16 protein-coding genes and 1 pseudogene are annotated in these 18,111 nt (G+C 69.8%); 8 read left to right on the top strand and 9 right to left on the bottom strand.

What is annotated here, in order from left to right; translation table 11 throughout:
* Positions 1-77 precede the first annotated feature (77 nt).
* The gene (locus BM287_RS05135; RefSeq protein WP_090036625.1) at positions 78-1,700 is read left to right on the top strand and encodes an acyl-CoA carboxylase subunit beta; all 1,623 of its coding nucleotides are present in this window, start codon (positions 78-80) and stop codon (positions 1,698-1,700) included.
* Positions 1,697-1,945 carry an acyl-CoA carboxylase epsilon subunit gene (locus tag BM287_RS05130; protein WP_090036623.1) on the top strand — a complete coding sequence of 83 codons (249 nt, stop codon included), beginning with the start codon at positions 1,697-1,699 and terminating at the stop codon, positions 1,943-1,945. The genes BM287_RS05135 and BM287_RS05130 overlap by 4 nt, the downstream gene beginning before the upstream one ends.
* 601 nt (positions 1,946-2,546) lie before the next feature.
* Here the strand turns inward: BM287_RS05130 and BM287_RS05125 are convergent.
* Both BM287_RS05125 and BM287_RS18245 read right to left on the bottom strand, forming a co-directional pair.
* Complete coding sequence (locus BM287_RS05125; protein WP_090036620.1) at positions 2,547-3,569, bottom strand: hypothetical protein; 1,023 nt, start codon at positions 3,567-3,569, stop codon at positions 2,547-2,549.
* Positions 3,570-3,711: 142 nt separating this feature from the next.
* Positions 3,712-3,891 (bottom strand): annotated as a pseudogene (locus tag BM287_RS18245) (ATP-binding protein); the annotation flags it as partial.
* 49 nt (positions 3,892-3,940) lie between these two features.
* Between BM287_RS18245 and BM287_RS17775 the strand changes: the two are divergent.
* Positions 3,941-4,252: a hypothetical protein gene (locus tag BM287_RS17775; RefSeq protein WP_170857435.1), complete on the top strand. Its 312-nt coding sequence runs from the start codon at positions 3,941-3,943 to the stop codon at positions 4,250-4,252.
* A 606-nt stretch (positions 4,253-4,858) separates the two neighbouring features.
* Here BM287_RS17775 and BM287_RS05115 read toward each other — a convergent pair.
* Complete coding sequence (locus BM287_RS05115; protein WP_090036894.1) at positions 4,859-5,518, bottom strand: response regulator transcription factor; 660 nt, start codon at positions 5,516-5,518, stop codon at positions 4,859-4,861.
* A 47-nt stretch (positions 5,519-5,565) separates the two neighbouring features.
* Entirely contained in the window at positions 5,566-6,879 is a 1,314-nt protein-coding gene (locus BM287_RS05110; RefSeq protein WP_090036616.1) for a class I SAM-dependent RNA methyltransferase, read from the bottom strand.
* A gap of 24 nt (positions 6,880-6,903) precedes the next feature.
* Here BM287_RS05110 and BM287_RS05105 point away from each other — a divergent pair, with 24 nt between their 5' ends.
* Together BM287_RS05105 and BM287_RS05100 are read left to right on the top strand one after the other, a co-directional pair.
* Positions 6,904-7,536 carry a Maf family protein gene (locus tag BM287_RS05105; protein ID WP_170857443.1) on the top strand — a complete coding sequence of 211 codons (633 nt, stop codon included), beginning with the start codon at positions 6,904-6,906 and terminating at the stop codon, positions 7,534-7,536.
* 100 nt (positions 7,537-7,636) lie between these two features.
* Complete coding sequence (locus BM287_RS05100; RefSeq protein ID WP_090036612.1) at positions 7,637-9,397, top strand: acetyl/propionyl/methylcrotonyl-CoA carboxylase subunit alpha; 1,761 nt, start codon at positions 7,637-7,639, stop codon at positions 9,395-9,397.
* A gap of 151 nt (positions 9,398-9,548) precedes the next feature.
* Here the strand turns inward: BM287_RS05100 and BM287_RS18030 are convergent, their stop codons facing one another.
* Both BM287_RS18030 and BM287_RS05090 read right to left on the bottom strand, forming a co-directional pair.
* On the bottom strand, positions 9,549-10,028 hold the full coding sequence (locus BM287_RS18030) for an endonuclease domain-containing protein (RefSeq protein WP_244527900.1): 480 nt from the start codon (positions 10,026-10,028) through the stop codon (positions 9,549-9,551).
* Between the two features lie 754 nt (positions 10,029-10,782).
* Entirely contained in the window at positions 10,783-12,219 is a 1,437-nt protein-coding gene (locus tag BM287_RS05090; RefSeq protein ID WP_090036892.1) for an NAD(P)H-quinone dehydrogenase, read from the bottom strand.
* An 83-nt stretch (positions 12,220-12,302) separates the two neighbouring features.
* Here BM287_RS05090 and BM287_RS05085 point away from each other — a divergent pair, with 83 nt between their 5' ends.
* From BM287_RS05085 to BM287_RS05075, 3 genes are all read left to right on the top strand, one after another.
* Positions 12,303-13,136: a purine-nucleoside phosphorylase gene (locus tag BM287_RS05085; RefSeq protein ID WP_090036607.1), complete on the top strand. Its 834-nt coding sequence runs from the start codon at positions 12,303-12,305 to the stop codon at positions 13,134-13,136.
* On the top strand, positions 13,133-14,857 hold the full coding sequence (locus tag BM287_RS05080; RefSeq protein ID WP_090036605.1) for a phospho-sugar mutase: 1,725 nt from the start codon (positions 13,133-13,135) through the stop codon (positions 14,855-14,857). The genes BM287_RS05085 and BM287_RS05080 overlap by 4 nt, the downstream gene beginning before the upstream one ends.
* Positions 14,858-14,998: 141 nt before the next feature.
* Positions 14,999-16,177, top strand: coding sequence for a Fic family protein (locus tag BM287_RS05075; protein ID WP_090036603.1), 1,179 nt, complete (start codon positions 14,999-15,001; stop codon positions 16,175-16,177).
* Between the two features lie 6 nt (positions 16,178-16,183).
* Here the strand turns inward: BM287_RS05075 and BM287_RS05070 are convergent, their stop codons facing one another.
* The 3 genes from BM287_RS05070 to BM287_RS05060 are packed head-to-tail and all read right to left on the bottom strand — an operon-like array spanning position 16,184 to position 18,107.
* Positions 16,184-16,456: a PTS sugar transporter subunit IIB gene (locus tag BM287_RS05070; protein WP_090036601.1), complete on the bottom strand. Its 273-nt coding sequence runs from the start codon at positions 16,454-16,456 to the stop codon at positions 16,184-16,186.
* Between the two features lie 46 nt (positions 16,457-16,502).
* Positions 16,503-16,964 carry a PTS sugar transporter subunit IIA gene (locus BM287_RS05065; protein WP_090036599.1) on the bottom strand — a complete coding sequence of 154 codons (462 nt, stop codon included), beginning with the start codon at positions 16,962-16,964 and terminating at the stop codon, positions 16,503-16,505.
* 24 nt (positions 16,965-16,988) lie between these two features.
* Positions 16,989-18,107, bottom strand: a complete 1,119-nt coding sequence (locus tag BM287_RS05060; RefSeq protein WP_090036891.1) for an adenosine deaminase — start codon at positions 18,105-18,107, stop codon at positions 16,989-16,991.
* Positions 18,108-18,111 lie beyond the last annotated feature (4 nt).

The raw sequence follows: 18,111 nt of genomic DNA, 5'->3' as shown, positions 1-18,111 counted from the left end.
CTGGTCCGGTCCGCCAGGGCCGGGCGGCGGATTTGTAGGGTTTCGTCAACGGCGCGGCCATTCGGCTGGCCGGTAGAGTGAACGGCGTGACCGACACCGAACCCCGTCAGGCCGATCAACTGCCCGACGTGACCACCACCGCCGGAAAGCTCGCCGATCTGAAGGCGCGGTTCCACGAGGCCGTGACCGCGAGCGGCGAGGCCGCGATCGAGAAGCAGCACGCGAAGGGCAAGCTGACCGCCCGGGAGCGGATCGAGCTCCTCCTCGACCACGGATCCTTCGTCGAGTTCGACGAGTTCGTGCGCCACCGCACGCACGCCTTCGGGATGGAGGCCAAGCGTCCCTACGGCGACGCCGTCGTCACCGGCGTCGGCACCATCCACGGCCGCAACGTCGCCGTCTTCAGCCAGGACTTCACGATCTTCGGAGGCTCGCTCGGCGAGGTCGCCGGCGAGAAGATCATCAAGGTGATGGACCACGCCCTCAAGACCGGCGTGCCCATGATCGGCATCCTCGACTCCGGCGGCGCCCGCATCCAGGAGGGTGTCGTCGCCCTCGGCAAGTACGGCGAGATCTTCCGCCGCAACACGGCCGCCTCCGGTGTCATCCCGCAGATCTCGATCGTGATGGGCCCGGCCGCCGGCGGTGCCGTGTACTCCCCCGCCCTCACCGACTTCGTCATCATGGTCGACAAGTCGAGCCACATGTTCGTCACCGGTCCCGACGTCATCAAGACGGTCACGGGCGAGGACGTCGGCTTCGAGGAGCTCGGCGGCGCCCTCACCCACAACAAGATCTCGGGCGTCTCGCACTATCTGGCGAGCGACGAGGAGGATGCGCTGGACTACGCGCGCACCCTGATCGGCTATCTCCCGCAGAACAACCTGGCGGAGCTCCCCACCTTCCACGCGGAGCCGGAGCTCGAGATCACGGACGCGGACCGCCGGCTCGACACCGTCATCCCCGACTCCCCGAACCAGCCGTACGACGTGAAGACGATCATCGAAGGGATCGTCGACGACGGCGAGTTCCTCGAGATCCAGCCGCTCTTCGCGCCGAACATCGTCATCGGCTTCGCTCGCGTCGAGGGCCGCTCCGTCGGCATCGTCGCCAACCAGCCGAGCGCGATGGCCGGGACGCTCAACATCGACGCCGGCGAGAAGGCGTCGCGGTTCGTGCGATTCTGCGACGCCTTCAGCATCCCGATCCTGACCCTGGTGGATGTGCCCGGCTATCTTCCGGGGACCGACCAGGAGTGGACCGGCGTCATCCGCCGCGGCGCCAAACTGCTGTACGCGTATGCAGAGGCGACGGTGCCGCTCGTCACGATCATCACACGCAAGGCCTACGGCGGCGCCTACATCGTCATGGGCTCCAAGCAGCTCGGTGCGGACATCAACCTGGCCTGGCCGACGGCCGAGATCGCCGTCATGGGCGGACAGGGCGCGGTCAACATCCTGTACCGCGGCGAGATCAAGCGCGCCGAGGAGGCCGGTGAGGATGTCGCGGCCGTCCGGACGAAACTCGCCAACGAGTACACGTACAACGTGGCGAGCCCCTTCCTCGCGGCCGAGCGCGGCGAGCTCGACGGAGTGATCGAGCCGGCGGCGACGCGGGTGTCGGTCATCAAGGCGCTGCGGGCGCTGCGTACCAAGCGGGCGACGCTGCCGCCCAAGAAGCACGGGAACATCCCGCTGTGAGCGGCGCCCACGTCCGGTCCGACTCGCCGCTCGATCCTTCGCAGCTGCGGTTCCTCACGCGCGGGGTGACGGCGGAGGAGGTCGCGGCGGTGACCGCTGTGCTCACCGCTGCCGCCGCCGCGCAGGCGGCCGCGGCGAAGGAGGCGCGGGCCGACTCCGGCCCGGATGCGTGGTCGCGTTCGCAGCGTGCCCTGCGCGCGGAACTGCGCCCGGGTCCCGGTGCCTGGCGCTCGTTCTCGGGCTGAGTCGCCCGTTGTACCCCGGTCGTGGCGTCCCCCGAGTGCGGGGCACCCGGATTTTCGCGGTGCGCCTCGAACGGGGGCCGCTCCGTGTCCCCCAGTGTCCTCCAAAATGACGACTATGTAATTGCTGGGAAGGGCGTCAATATGGTTATTGCTAGGTGTCTCTCCTCGTGAGTACACCGCCAAACACTCGCCGACTAGGGTAAGCGGGCGAGTGCTTTGGGGGCGAGTCAGGGCGATATTCGGGTTATCGCCCTGACTCGGGGTTTGAAAGGGGCCGACAATTCGGGTGTCGGCCCCTTTCCCCATCTCCGGGCCCGTCGCCGTCGGCGATTCGTCACGAATGTGCCGTCCCCGCCCCGCCAAGCGACCATTCGTCACGAATGTGCACTCCCAACCCCGCAGAACGACCATTCGTCACGAATGTGCCGTCCCAGCCCCGCCAGAACGGCGATTCGTCACGAATGCGCACTCCCAACCCCGCCAAGCGACCATTCGTCACGAATGTGCACTCCCAGCCCCGCCAAGCGACCATTCGTCACGAATGTGCACTCCCAGCCCCGCAGAACGACCATTCGTCACGAATGTGCCGTGGTAGACCGCCTCAGGCGACGGGACGCGGGATCTCCAGCCAGAGGTCGACCTCGTCGTCGTCCGACTCGGCGCCCAGCGCGTTCGCCGCCCCGTCGTCCGACATGCGCAGCCCGACGACCGTGACCGCGGTCTCCGAGGAGCGCGGCACAGTCCGGATGATCAGCTTGTCCGTCGTGGTGCCGCGGATCGCCTCGGCCAGCCGGTGCAGCACCGACTCCAGACCGCGAGGGTCGAGGTCGTCGATGCCGCCCTCATCCAGAAGGCTGACGACCACGCCGCGGCGGCGCGCATCCATCACCTCACGGCGGACGTCGTCGTTGAGGAGGCGCCGGCCGCGGATCTCGTCGCGGATCGCGCCCTCCAGGTAGCGGCACTCGCGCCGCTCGGCCTCGGTCAGGTCGCCTCCGCGGCGGACGATCTCGGCGAGCATCGGAGCCGCCACACGGTACGTCTGACGCAAGCGCAGCTGACGCTCCATCACGTGCGCCTCCTGGGCCGCCTGCCATTCGGTCGCCTCCCGCTCGGCGCGGGCGAACTGGAGGGCGTCCCGTCCCGCCTTCGCTAGCGATCCGGAGATCACCACCGCGACGCCGACCCACACCACCGACCCGACGACGCCGAGACCCGCCAACGCGCCTGGGCCCGCCCAGACCACGGTCTGGACGGCGAGGAAGCCGACGCCCACCCAGGCGACGACCTGACGTCGGCGCACGGCGCAGATGGTCATCAACGTGCCGACCGCTGCCACGTACCAGGTGGCGTAGCCGTTGTCCTTCGACGCATCCAACTGGCTGGTCACCAGGATCGGGATGACGACGCAGACAGCGAGGTCGAAGGCGGCCAGCCAGAGCGGCATCTTCGTGGGACTCGTCGGCCACAGAGTGATCACCGTCGCGACCGCGTAGAGCACCATCGCCACGATGGCCGGCCCCGCCATGCGCGGCGTGGACAGCGACGAGAGCGCGAGGAAGAGGTGATAGGCCGAGAAGAGCGCTCCGAGGCTGAGGAACAGGACGCGGTTGAGGGCGATCATGCGTCCACCTCCGGACCAGGACCCGCCACAGCCTCCCGGGCCGCCGCCTGTCCGGCGGGGACACCCAGCGGTGCTCGTCCGAGGCGGGCCAGAGGATCGTCACCGTCGTGCCCGCGCCGGGCTCGGACTCGATGCGCGCACGACCGCCGACCTTCGCGATCCGGTCACGGATGCTGATCCGGAGTCCCAGCCGCTCGGCCGGAACCTCCGACTCGGTGAAGCCGCGCCCGTCGTCCCGCACGACGACCTCGACGCTCGACGACGGCCCGCCGCCTCGGAGGGAGACGCTCCGCTTCACGCCGCTCGCACCGGCGTGCTGCATGCTGTTCACCATCGCCTGCACGGTCGCCGAGTAGACGGCCTCCGCGACATTGGCCGGAAGATCGTGGTCCTCGACGTCGTGGACCTCCACCACGAACGGCGACGAGAACGCCTTCGCCGCCGTCACCAGCCGGTCGGCCAGCGCGTCCAGGCTGTCGACGGACTGGTCCTCGGGGGTCGCCGCCTCGGCGGCGTGGAGGTGCCCGATGGCGTCGGCGGCCATGGCCGCGGCGAGCTCCTTCTGCTCCGGGCTGCGGGCGGAGGCGGCAGAGAGAAGCGTGGTCAGGACGCTGTCGTGCACGATCGCATCCACCTGGACCCGCTCCACCTCGGTCGCGTGCTGGCGCACAGCGGTGGCGTAGCGGGCGAGAGCCTGGCTCTGGGCAGCATCCACTGCGCTCGACGCCTGACGCATCATGGTGATGATGGCGAGGATGACGCCGCCGAGGATGACGGCGTAGATGGTGTCGAGGGCGGCCAGTTCGAACCCGGCCCCACCGCCCTCCGGGAGCGCCCGCACGACACCGTAGGCGATCGGCGCGACGAACGTGTAGACGACCGCGAGCCACAGCGGGTAAGCGACCGCTGCGAACGCCGTGAATACGGAGCAGAGGAACCAGACCCAGGGCTTGTCGTTGGCGAAGGCGCTCGGATGTTCGGCCAGCAGCGGCCAGGTGACGATCGCCGCGAGATACACCACGGAGAGCACACCCATCGTGATCTTCACGCCGCGCTGCACGATCGCGAGGACCACAGTGAGAGCCAGTCCGCCGAAGATGGCGACCATCGCCACGATGCCCCAGGGTTCGCGCAGATCGCCGAGCTGCCCCAGCGCGCTCGGGAGGGTCTGCAGCCCGAAGACGAGACCGAAGGCCGACACGGTCCGGTCGGAGATGCGCTCGATCCGCGCCCGGCTCAGAGGGTTGCGGGGCTTCGCCTGCTCCAGCGGAAGCCCCGGCCGGACCCCGCTAGGAGCGCTCATTGCCTGTCTCGGGATCGAGCCCGGGAAGGATGCCGTCCTCCACCGCCCGGCGGAGCAGGTCCACCTTCGTGGGAGCGGGACGACCCACCTCGACGTACTTGACGCGGATGCGATCCAGGTACTCGCGCGCAGTGGAGTTCGCGATGCCCAGCTGCATGGCCACGGCCTTCAAAGGCAGGCCGGAGGCGTAGAGGTGCAGCACATCCCGCTCACGGCGGCCCAGCTGCGCCTTCGCGAAGTCGCTGTCGGCGTCGATGGCGGTGGCCCACTCCAGGTTGTTGAGCACGTCGCCGCGCGCCACGGTGGCGATCGCGCTGATCACCGTGGTCGTCGGCGAGGACTTCGGAATGACGCCGGCGGCACCGGCGGCGAGCGCCTCGCGGACGCTCGCGACACGGTCGGCGATGCTGTGGACGAGGACGGCCGCCCCGGTGGCCTGCGAGCGCTTCACGTTGTCCGTCACCTTCGAGCCGTCGCCGAGCGACAGGTCGAGGACCACGACGTCGGACTCCTGCGAGCCGAGCTGGGACACGAAGTCGTCCACCGTGGGCGCGGTGACGACCACGTCGTACCCCGCGTCCTGACAGGCTGCCTTCAGCCCAAGACGCACGGACTCGTGATCGTCGACGATTGCCACCCGCACCATGTTGACCATCGTAGGGGGTGAAGGCATTTTCGTCGGCGAGCATGCATTCAACGCGTCAGCGTGGCGACCGCCTCCAGATGGTGCGTGTTCGGGAAGAGGTCGAACGCGCGCATCCCGCGGAGGCTGTAGCCGTGACCGGAGAAGAACGCCAGGTCGCGCGCCAGGGCGACCGGGTCGCAGGCGACGTAGACGACCTGCGCCGGGGCGAGAGCGGCGATCGCGTCCACCACTTCGCGGCCGGCGCCGGAGCGCGGAGGATCGAGCACGACCGTCGCTGCATGCAGCCGGGCGCGCTCGGCGGCGGAAGCGTCGGCAGCGAGCCGGGAGACGTAGCGCTCGACGCGGTCCGTGACGGCGGAAGCCCCCACCCATTCGGCGAGGTTCTCGGCGGCGTCGTCGGTGGCGGTCTCACTGCTCTCGACGGAGGTGATGCGGAGGGTCTGGCCGAAGCGGTCGCCCAGTGCGGCGGCCAGCAGCCCGACTCCGCCGTACAGGTCGAGATTGGCGGCGCGCGGGTCGAACAGCGCCTCGTCGACGGCGGTCTGCACGGCCCGCGTGAGGGTCTGCGCCGCGCCACGGTGGACCTGCCAGAATCCGCGGGCATCCAGCCGGAACTCGCGGTCGCCGACCCGCTCGCGGATGGGAACGGGCCGACGGCGGGGACGGACCGTGCGCCGGCCCGACCGCACGGGCGCATCGTTGACCAGGACGTGCGATGTCCCGAGACCGGTGGCGACCACATCCACGGATTCGGCGCCCGCGAACGACTGGCCGAACGGCGTCGACTCCTGGACCAGGCCGGTCGCGAGGGGCAGGTCGGAGACCGGGATGACGCTGTGCGAGCGGGCGGCGTACGGGCCGATGCGACCGTCGGCGCCGACCTGGAGGCGGACGCGCGTGCGCCATCCCGTGCCGTCGGCGGTCTCTCCGTCGACCGGTTCCACCTGGAGCGGCCCCCCGCCCGGTCCGAGTGTCGCGATGAGGTCCGGGGAGAGGCGGCCGGTGCGCTGCAGTGCATCCTCGATCACCCGGCGCTTGAGCTCGCGCTGATGCCCGAGGCGGATGTGCCCGAACTCGGCACCGCCGGCCCGCTCTGCGGGCGGACGCTCGAGCGAGGCGGCGCTCCACACGTGAGGCTGCCGTTCGGGCGACGGCTGGACCACCCCGACGACCTCCCCGCGCCAGAACCGCTCGTGGCTGGTGTCCGCGATCCGGGCGCGCACGCGCTCCCCCGGCATCGTGTCGGGCACGAAGACGACGCGCCCCTCGTGGCGGGCGACGAACACGCCGCCATGGGCGACGTTGGTAATGTCGAGTTCGACCTCGTCCTTCGGGAGGTCTCCCTCATCCTTCTGGGGCATCCTTCGAGCATCCCACAGGTGACCATGCGTCTGTACCTCGCCTCCACTTCGCCCGCGCGGCTGGCTTTGCTGCGCGCCGCGGGCATCGAGCCGGTGATCGTTCCCTCCCACGTCGACGAGCCTGCGGCGGTCGCCGCCGCCGAGGCGGAGCACGGGCCGCTGGACGCCCCCACCATGGTGCAGCTGCTCGCCCGCCTGAAGGCGGAAGCCGTCCGCGGAAGCCTCGACGGCGAGCCGATCGACGGCCTCATCCTCGGTGGGGATTCGGCGTTCGCGATCGGCGGCGCCATCCACGGCAAGCCGCATCTGCCCGAGGTCGCCCGGGAGCGGTGGCGGCAGCAGCGCGGGCGCACCGGGATGCTGTATTCCGGCCACTGGCTCATCGATCACCGGGACGGCCGCGAGAATGCCGCAGCCGGGTCGGCCGCCGTCGCGTCGGTGACATTCGCCGACGTGACGGACGAGGAGATCGAGGCCTACGTGGCCAGCGGAGAGCCGCTGGAGGTAGCGGGCGCCTTCACCATCGACAGCCTGGGCGGCCCGTTCATCACGCGGGTCGAGGGCGACCCGAGCACGGTGGTGGGGCTCTCGCTTTCGACGCTTCGCGAACTCGTCCGCGAGCTCGGCTTCTCGTGGACCTCGCTCTGGAATCGCTGACGAAACCGCTGAGGGTTGTAGGCTGCCGAAGCTTCCGATCGTCCATTTTTGTGAGGATCGACCAAATCCCGTTCGATATCGAGCAATAGGCTAGGGAACTGTGCCACGTATCACGAAGGTTTTGATCGCCAACCGCGGGGAGATCGCCGTCCGCGTCATCCGGGCGGCGAAGGACAGCGGGATCGCCTCCGTCGCCGTGTACGCGGACCAGGATCGCGACGCCGTTCACGTCCGCCTCGCCGACGAGGCCTACGCCCTGGACGGGACGACCAGTGCCGAGACGTATCTGGTCATCGAGAAGCTGCTCTCCGTGGCCCGCCGTTCCGGCGCGGACGCGGTGCATCCCGGCTACGGGTTCCTGGCCGAGAACGCGGACTTCGCGCGCGCCGTCATCGCGGCCGGCCTGACCTGGATCGGTCCGTCGCCCGAGGCCATCGAGCGGCTGGGCGACAAGGTCTCGGCCCGTCATGTGGCGGAGAAGGTCGGAGCGCCGCTCGCTCCCGGAACCCTGAACCCGGTGGCGGACGCGGCCGAGGTGCTCGACTTCGTCGACGTGCACGGCCTCCCCGTCGCCATCAAGGCGGCGTTCGGCGGTGGCGGTCGTGGCCTCAAGGTGGCCCGTACCCGCGAAGAGGTCGCCGAGCTGTTCGAGTCGGCCACCCGCGAGGCGATCGCGGCGTTCGGTCGCGGCGAGTGCTTCGTCGAGAAGTACCTGGACCAGCCCCGCCACGTCGAGACGCAGTGCCTCGCCGACGCGTACGGCAACGTGGTCGTCGTCTCGACGCGCGACTGCTCGCTGCAGCGCCGGCACCAGAAGCTCGTGGAGGAGGCGCCTGCGCCGTTCCTGACGCCCGAGCAGACCGAGAAGCTCTACACATCCTCCAAAGCCATCCTGCAGGAGGTCGGCTACCAGGGCGCAGGCACCTGCGAATTCCTCATCGGCAAGGACGGGACGGTGTCCTTCCTCGAAGTGAACACCCGTCTGCAGGTGGAGCACCCCGTCTCGGAGGAGGTCACCGGCATCGACCTCGTGCGCGAGCAGTTCCGCCTCGCCGAGGGCGGCGAGCTCGACTACGACGACCCCGCGCCGCGCGGCCACTCCTTCGAATTCCGCATCAATGGCGAGGACGCCGGTCGCGGCTTCATCCCGTCGCCCGGCCCGGTCCACGTCTTCAAGCCGGCCGGCGGTCCGGGCGTGCGCGTCGACAGCGGCATCCAGGCGGGCGATGTCATCAGCGGCGCCTTCGACTCCATGCTGGCGAAGCTCATCGTCACGGGTTCCAGCCGCGAGGAGGCCCTGGAGCGCTCGCGTCGCGCCCTCGACGAGTTCGAAGTCGCCGGGCTGCCCACCGTGCTCCCATTCCACCGCGCGATCGTGCGCGACCCGGCGTTCGCGCCGCAGGACGGCGAGCCGTTCTCGGTGTACACCCGCTGGATCGAGACCGAGTGGACGAACGAGATCGAGCCCTGGTCGGGCGAGCTGACCGGCCAGCCCGCCTCGGAACGTCGCAACAGCGTCGTGGTGGAGGTCGAAGGCAAGCGTATCGAGGTCTCCCTCCCGGCGAGGCTGCTCAGCGGTGGCGCGGCTGAGGCAACGCCCGCTGCTCCCCGTCGCCGAGGCGGTTCGCATGCAGTGGACACCGCCACCGGCGACTCCGTCACCGCGCCGATGCAGGCGACGGTGGTCAAGGTCGCCGTCGAAGACGGGGATCCGGTGGTGAAGGGCGACCTCGTGCTGGTCCTCGAGGCGATGAAGATGGAGCAGCCGCTGACCGCCCACAAGGACGGCACCGTCTCCGGCATCAACGCGACCGTCGGCGACACCGTGTCCTCGGGACACCTGCTGCTCAACATCGTCTAGCGCTCGCGTCGGCTCCAGCGCCCGAATCGGCATCGTCGCTCGCGTCGGCTCCAGCGCCCGAATCGGCTCCAGCACTCGAGTCGCGATCGCCTCTCGTAGCCAACGGAGGAGTTCTCGGCGCCATCTCGCGGCTCTTCCTCCGTATGGCGCATCAGCCTGTCCGTGATCCACTGATCGCCTCCCTTTCCGCCACCCGCACACCCCGTTCGATCGTCGCGACGACGTTTTCGGGACTCTGCAGCACCTCGCGGGCCGAAAACCGCATCCACCGGGCTCCCAGGAGAGCCAGGCCGGTGTCGCGCTGCCGGTCGCGCTCGAAGGCCGCGCGTCCGCGGTGGAACTCGTAGCCGTCGACCTCGACATACAGGACTCCGTCCACCCGCACATCCACTCGGCCCACCCCGGGCACCGCAATCTGCTGTTCCACGACGTGATCGCGGGCGATGAGTCGCTGACGAAGGAGGGATTCGACCCCGGAATCGGAGCCCGGCCGGGCGAGCTCGGCCACGTTCCGCGATCGCTGCGGCTCCCGCTGGAACACCCTGCGTAAGCCGGATCGTGTGATGCGGCCGGAGGAGATGGCCGTGTCGAGCACGGCGACAGCGGTCTCCTGATCGGAACATCGGACCACGCTCCGAAGGCAATCGGCCAGGGAGACCCGCCAGATCTCCTCCTGTCGTTCGCTTCGACTCCAGTGGCGGACCTGCGTGGCGTTCGCGCTCCCCGGCCTTCCCGCGTGCGGGGGCATCCTGAGGTGCGTACGAAGGTCGTTCCCGCCCCACAGTCCGTAGCTTCGCGCGGCTGTGACGCACGAGAGCTTCGCGCCCGCGCGAACGGCGGCGAGCAGCGGCTCTGCGGCATCGGGCAGCACGTAACGACCAGTTCGGGGCCGAACGAGACGGCCCACGGCGACGGCGTTGCTCAGCGCGCGCTCCGTGGCGCCGGCCGCTCGAAGCTGACGCACGGACGCAGCCCCGCCGAGCCGCCTCAGTTCTGCCATCCAATCCATGGCTTCCATCGTGCGAGAGCGGACGCGCTGAACGGCGGCCGGCCGGAAATCTGTGGATAAGTCCGTCGGCCGGGACTCTGTGAGCGAATGGCCGGCCAGAAATATGGGGCGGGTGGCCTGCCGGAAACGGAGGAGTTCTCAGTCCGACACGCCGGGGCGCGAGGGTTCGGGAGGCGTCCAGCGGACGAATCCGGGCACACCGCCTCCCTTTCCGACGACGTCAACGGGAGCAGGAGTGGACGTCGGAAACGGAGGAGATCCCAGTCCGACACGCCGACGGACGAAGGTTAGGGAGGCGTTCAGTGGACGAAATCGGGCGCATCGCCTCCGTTTCCGACGCCGTCAACGGGCGCAGGACGATGCGCCCGACCCGGCCTCAGAGGACGATGTGCATCGCCCGCGCGGCGTCGGTGATCGATCCGGACAGCGACGGGTACACCGTGAACGCCCGGGCGACCTGGTCGACCGTGAGCCGCTGTTCGACGGCGAGTGCGAGCGGGAAGATCAGCTCGGAGGCGCGCGGCGCCACGATGACGCCGCCGATCACCGTTCCGGAGCCCGTACGCGCGAACAGCTTCACGAAGCCGTCGCGGATGCCGAGCATCTTGGCCCGTGGGTTGGATTTGAGAGGCAGCTTGTAGATGTCGCCCTGAGCGATGCCCTCCTCGATCTGCTTCTGGCTCCAGCCGACCGTGGCGATCTCGGGCTGCGTGAAGATGTTGGAGCTGACGTTGCGCAGCTCGATCGGGTTCACGGCGTCGCCCATGGCGTGGAACACCGCCGTCCGGCCCTGCATCGACGCGACCGAGGCCAGGGGCAGGGAGTCGGAGCAGTCGCCGGCCGCGTAGATGTTCGGGATGGACGTGCGGGCCACCCGGTTGACCCGGATGTGACCGGACGATGCCAGCTGAACCCCGGCCTGCTCCAGCCCGATCCCCGCCGTGTTCGCCACGGAGCCGACCGCCATCAGGCAGTGCGAGCCCTCGATCGTGCGGCCGTCCGTCAGGGTGGCGACGACGCCGTCCTTCGTGCGGACCACGGATTCCGCGCGCGACTTCGACAGCACCTGCATGCCGTTGCGCTTGAACACGTTCTCGATCACGTGGGCCGCATCCGCGTCTTCGCCCGGGAGAACCTGGTCCCGCGACGAGATCAGCGTGACCTTCGACCCGAGAGCCGTGTACGCCGAGGCGAACTCGGCGCCGGTGACGCCGGAACCCACCACGATCAGGTGAGCGGGCACCGAGTCGAGGTCGTACAGCTGCGTCCAGGTCAGGATGCGCTCCCCGTCGGGCTCGGCGGAGGGCAGGATGCGCGGGCTCGCGCCGACCGCGACGACGATCGTGTCGGCCTCCACCCGGTCGAAGTCGGTCCCGGAATCGCCCTTGGACGTCGAGACGATGACCGCGCTCGCGCCGTCGAGCCGGCCCTCGCCGGTCACGATCCGGACGCCGGAGCGGACCAGCTCGGCGCGCATGTCCTCGGACTGCTGACGCGCGAGGCCCATGAGGCGCTTGTTCACCGCGGCGAGGTTGACGGCGATCTCCGGACGGGCCGGCTTGCCGTTCTCGCCGCGGGAGAAGAACTGGACGCCGAGATCGGCCGCTTCGGCGAGCGCGTTGGTCGCCTCGGCGGTCGCGATGAGGCTCTTCGAGGGCACGACATCCGTGATCACCGCCGAGCCGCCCACTCCGGACCGCTCTACGATCGTCACCTCGGCACCCAGCTGCGCGCCCGCCAGGGCCGCCTCGTAGCCGCCGGGGCCGCCGCCGAGGACCGCGATGCGCTGCTTGCGCTCGAATTCATACGCCATGCGCACCATTCTTCCGTATGGCCCGCACCGATGCGCACGCGTCCGGATCCGGTGAGGAAAGCGGCGCTCAGTAGAGTTGCCTCATGCTCGAATCCATCACCAACCCGCTCGACGACCCCGCCGCCGATCCGTTCGACGTGGCACAGCAGGCGGCCGCCCAACTGGCCGAGAAGACCGGAGTGGAGCGTCACGACATCGCGCTCACCCTGGGCAGCGGCTGGGGCAGGGCCGCCGACCTCATCGGAGAGACGGTCGCGACCATCCCGGCCACGGAGATCGTCGGCTTCAGCAAGCCCGCGCTGGAAGGTCACGTCGGGACCCTCCGCTCGGTCCGGCTGCCGAACGGCAAGCACGCGCTGGTGATCGGCGCACGCACCCACTACTACGAGGCGCACGGGGTCCGCCGGGTCGTCCACAGCGTGCGCACCGCCGCGGCCGCCGGTGCCACGACGATGATCCTCACCAACGGCGCAGGCGGCATCAAGGAGCACTGGAAGCCGGGCACGCCCGTCCTGATCAGCGACCACATCAACCTGACGGCGGACTCGCCGCTCGAGGGCGCGACGTTCATCGACCTGACGGACCTCTACTCGAAGCGGCTGCGCGACCTCGCACGCACGATCGACCCGACGCTCGACGAGGGCGTCTACACGCAGTTCCGCGGACCGCACTACGAGACGCCCGCCGAAGTGCAGATGGCGAAGGCGATCGGCGGTCACATCGTCGGGATGTCCACGGCCCTCGAGGCGATCGCGGCACGCCAGGCGGGGATGGAGATCCTCGGCATGTCGCTCGTCACGAATCTGGCCGCGGGCATCCAGAAGACGCCCCTCAGCCACGAAGAGGTCATCGAAGCGGGTCGCGCCGCCGAGCCGGTGATCAGCGCCCTCCTCGCCCGGATCGTGGAGGCACTGTGAGCGGGACGACCCTGAGCGAGCCGAAGGGCACGCCGCAGCTTCTCGCCGAGGCCCGCGCCTGGCTGGCACAGGACCCGGATCCGGAGACCCGCGACGAATTGGATGGGCTCATCGTCGCCGCCGAGGCCGGCTCGGCCGAGGCGGTCGCCGACCTGCACTCGCGATTCGACGAGCGCCTCGCGTTCGGGACCGCCGGCCTGCGCGGCGCGATCGCGGCCGGCCCGAACCGGATGAACCGCGTGCTGGTGGCCCAGGCGGCGGCGGGCTTCGCACGCTGGCTGCTCGAGCACGCCGAGGAGGACAGGACTCCGTCGGTCGTGATCGGCTACGACGGACGGAAGAACTCCGACGTCTTCGCCCGCGACACCGCCGAGCTGATGGCGGGCGCAGGCATCCACGCCGTCCTGCTCCCCCGCCTGATGCCGACGCCGGTGCTGGCATTCGCCGTCCGCCACCTGGATGCCAGCGCCGGCGTCATGGTCACGGCCAGCCACAACCCGCCCGACGACAACGGGTACAAGGTGTACCTGGGCGGAGAGGACCATGGTTCGCAGATCGTCTCCCCGGTCGACGCGGAGATCGCGGCGCACATCCTCGAGGTCGCGGCGGGAAGCGTCGCCGACCTGGCGCGCTCCGACCGCTACGAGGTCGCCTCGGACGACATCGAGCAGGCGTACATCGACGCGACAGTCGCCGTCGCGGCCTCCGGTGCTGCGCGCGACGCCGTCTCGTTCGTGTACACGGCGATGCACGGCGTCGGCTGGCGCACCGCCCGTGAGGTGTTCGCGCGCGCCGGGTTCGCCTCCCCGACCCCCGTAGCGGAGCAGATCGACCCGGACCCCGCCTTCCCGACGGTCGCCTTTCCGAACCCGGAGGAGCCAGGTGCGATGGACCTCTCCTTCGCCACCGCCCGGGAGGCGCGCGCCGACCTGATCATCGCCAACGACCCGGACGCCGACCGCCTCGCGGTGGCCATTCCGGATTCCGGCAGCGCCGATGGCTATCGACGTCTCTCCGGCAACGAGGTCGGTGCACTGCTCGGCTGGCGTGCCGCCGAGCTCGCCGGCACGTACGGCGGCGACCGGGGACCCTTCGGTACGCTGGCCTGCTCCGTCGTCTCCTCCCCGGCCCTCGCCGCGGTCGCCGGCGCGTATCGCCTCGACTTCGCGGACACCCTCACGGGCTTCAAGTGGGTGTCCCGTGCGCCGGGTCTGATCTACGGCTACGAGGAGGCGCTCGGCTACCTGGTGAACCCTGAGACGGTGCGCGACAAGGACGGCATCTCGGCCGCGGTCGCCTTCCTCGACCTCGCGAACGACCTCGCCGCGGACGGCGTGACCATCGCCCAGCACCTGGACGCCTTCGCCGAGCGGTTCGGCTTCTTCGCCAGCGACCAGATCTCCCTGCGCGTGACCGACCTGACGCGGATCGCGGAGATCATGGCCGCGCTCCGGGCGACCCCGCCGAGCCGGCTGGGCGAGGTGCGGGTCCGGCAGATCGACGACCTGCGCGACGGCTTCGGCGGGCTGCCTCCGAGTGACGTGCTCCGCATCCTGCTCGAGGACGGCTCACGCGTCATGGTGCGCCCGAGCGGCACCGAGCCGAAGCTCAAGATCTACATCGACGCCTCGAGCGACGAGGGAACGGTGGAGGAGCGCCGCGCGACAGCGACCGCTCGCGTCGCCGCGCTCGCCGAGGCGATGCGGGTGCTCACCGCCTGACCCGGCCGAGCCTCAGCGCCGGCGAGCGGGACAGCGGCCGCTCCCACCGTCCTCCTGGATGCCTGACTAACCTTTTTTAAGCAGAGGCCTTATGAAAGGTTAAGCTGCTAACCTTTCATAACGACGACCGGAAAGGTAAGGATGTCGACCGCACTCTCGTATGAATCCCGGACGCTTCCTGATCGCGCCGAGGCCGAGTACGCGTCACGACGAATGCAGCTGCTTCGGCGCCGCCCCTACCAGGCGGCCGTGCCGCCCGCTCTCGCGACGGCAGAATTCCCGTTCTCGCCGGCACTGCTCGCCGAGGTCGACGATGCGACGCAGGAGCTTGTCCGCTTCGACGCGGAACGCGCGTATTTCGTGGCTCCGTTCTCGGCCATCCTCCTGCGTACCGAATCCGCTTCCAGCTCCCAGATCGAGCAGCTCACCGCCGGGCCGCGCGCCATCGCCGAAGCTGTGATCGGAGAGCGCACGGAAGGGAACGCCCGGCTGATCGTGAGCAATGTGCACGCCATGGAGGCGGCGCTCGCCCTTGCGGGCGACATCAGCAACGCGTCGATCATCGCGATGCACACGGCCCTGCTCGGCGAGGCGAGCCCGCAGACGACGGGACGCTTCCGCGAGGAACAGGTGTGGATCGGCGGCCAGCTGCCCCAGACGGCCGGCTTCGTCCCTCCACATCACGAGCGGGTACCCGCAGCGATGGACGACCTCATCGCCTTCGCGCGGCGGACGGACCTCCCTCCGCTTGCTCAGGCGGCGATCGCCCACGCCCAATTCGAGACCATCCACCCGTTCCCGGACGGCAACGGTCGCACCGGACGCGCGCTCCTCCACTCCATGCTGAGGCATTCCGGCGTGCTTCGGCAGCTGGCCGTACCCGTCTCGGCCGGACTTCTCACCGAGATCGAGCGCTACTTCGACGCGCTGACGCAATTCCGCACCGGCGACCACGAGCCCATCGTGCAGGTTTTCGCCGAGGCGTCGCTGACCGGCGTCGCCAACGCCCACCGACTGGCCCGTGACATCGAGGATGCGCAGGCGAGCTGGCAGGACAGGCTCTCGGGGGTTCGCGCCGACTCGGTCGCGAGGAAGCTCGCACAGATCTCGATCGAGTTCCCCGTGCTGAACACGGCGACGGCCGCGCGCCTCAGCGGCTCCAGCCGACCTGCGGTCGCCAGCGGACTCGATGTCCTGGTCGAGCGCGGCATCCTGGCCCGGGGCGGGTCAGCGAAGCGGAACCGGACCTGGATCAACGTCGACGTCCTCGACGCCCTGACGGCCTTCGCCGAGCGTGCGGGGCGTCGCCGGCGAGGGTGACGGACGCTACCCGAGGGCCTCGTCGAGCTTCCGCTCCAGCTCCTCGAGGTCGAAGTAGTTCTGCACGACGATCACGTCGGCGTTGGTCGGCCCGATCCGGTCCACGAGTTCCGGCGAGGTCAGCACGACCTGCGCGTCGGCCGCGGCCTCCTCGATGTGGGCGGCGTCGGACGCCGTGACGTCGGCGTCGATCCCGAGCCGGTCGAGGACGCGCTCGGCGTTGACCTTCAGGATGCCGGAGGTGCCGACGCCCACTCCGCAGATCGCCACGATCTTCACGGAGCCGCCTTCCTCATCAGGGCCTTCCCCGCATCAGGGACGACCCTCATCGTGCCGCATTCTGCTCGCTCAGCGAAAGGATGCGCTGCACGTCCGCGATGTCCGTCGCCGCAGCGAGGGCCGGGATGGCGCCGGGGTCGTTGAAGACGTTGGCCAGTTCCGCCACGCTCGTCACGTGCGCCTCCGGCGTCGAGACGGCCAGCCCCAGCACCACCGACACGGGGTCGTTGTGCGGGTGGCCGAAGACGACGGGCTCATCGAGAGTGACGACCGACAGCCCGTCCGAGTTCACGTCGGGCCCGGGCCGCGCATGCGCCAGAGCAAGGCCCGGTGCGATCACGATGTACGCTCCGAACTCCTCGATCACCTGGACCATCCGCTGCGCGTAGCCCTGCTCGGTGGCGCCGGAACGGGCCAGCGCCTCCCCTGCCAGCTCGACCGCTTCGCGCCAGCCGCCGGCGTGCGCACCGACGGTGATGGCGGAATCGGGCAGCGGTGGCAGTGGCATATCTCAAGGGTAACGCCCAGGGCGTTACGAACCCTCGAAACCTGCTGTGATGATCTCGGCCAGCTCCTCGCGCTCCTCGATGGGGAGGAACGCGCCTGCTGCAGCGTTGAGCTGGAAGATCTCCAGGTCCGTGCGGTCGTAGGCAAAAGCGTCGGCGAGGATGCTCAGCTCACGGGTCAGCGTCGTGCCGCTCATCAGGCGGTTGTCGGTGTTCACCGTGACGCGGAAGCCCAGCTGGTAGAGCAGATCGAAGGGGTGGTCGAGGATGTCGTCGCCCCACGCCGCGATCGCGCCGGTCTGCAGGTTGGAGGTCGGGCTCGTCTCGAGCGCGATCTCGCGGTCCTTGACCCACTGCGAGAGCGTCCCCAGAGTGACGTACGTGTTCTCGTCGTCCTGACGCTCGATCGTGATGTCCTCCGCGAGCCGGACGCCGTGGCCGAGGCGCAGCGCACGTCCGTCCAGGAGCGCGCCGCGGATGCTGTCCAGCCCGTCGGCCTCGCCCGCGTGGACGGTGGTGGGGAAGAACTCGGAGGCCAGGTAGTCGAAGGCCTCGCGGTGCTTCGACGCCGGGAAGCCGGCCTCGGGCCCGGCGATGTCGAAGCCGACGACCCCGCGGTCGCGGTGGCGGACGGCGAGCTCGGCGAGCTCACGTCCGCGGTCGTTGTGGCGCATGGCCGAGACCAGCTGCCCGATCCGGATGCGGCCGCCGGCCGCGCGCACGTCCTCGATGCCCAGCTCGATGCCCTCCTGCACCGCCTCGACCGTCTCGTCGAGGCTCAGGCCCGCCGAGAGGTGCTGCTCGGGGGCCCAGCGGAGCTCGCCGTAGACGACGCCGTCGGCTCCGAGGTCCTGCACGGACTCGCGGGCGACGCGGACGAGTCCCTCGCGGGTCTGCATCACGGCGGTGGTCAGATCGAAGGTCTTGAGGTATTCGACGAGGGAGCCCGAGTTCGACTTCTCGGCGAACCAGCGGGCCAGCTCGCCCGCATCCCGTGCCGGGAGCTCCAGCCCGATCTCCTCGGCGAGCTCGATCACGGTCCCGGGGCGAAGGCCGCCGTCCAGGTGGTCGTGCAGGGAGACCTTCGGCAGGGGCCGCACCTCGGTGCCGTCGGCCAGCGTGTACTCGTTCCAGGCGTCGTTCATGTCC

It is taken from the genome of Leifsonia sp. CL147, from assembly GCF_900114565.1.
GTDB lineage: Bacteria > Actinomycetota > Actinomycetes > Actinomycetales > Microbacteriaceae > Leifsonia.
The sequence above is the reverse complement of the archived record's forward strand: the minus strand, read 5'-3'. Positions and strand labels throughout refer to the sequence as shown.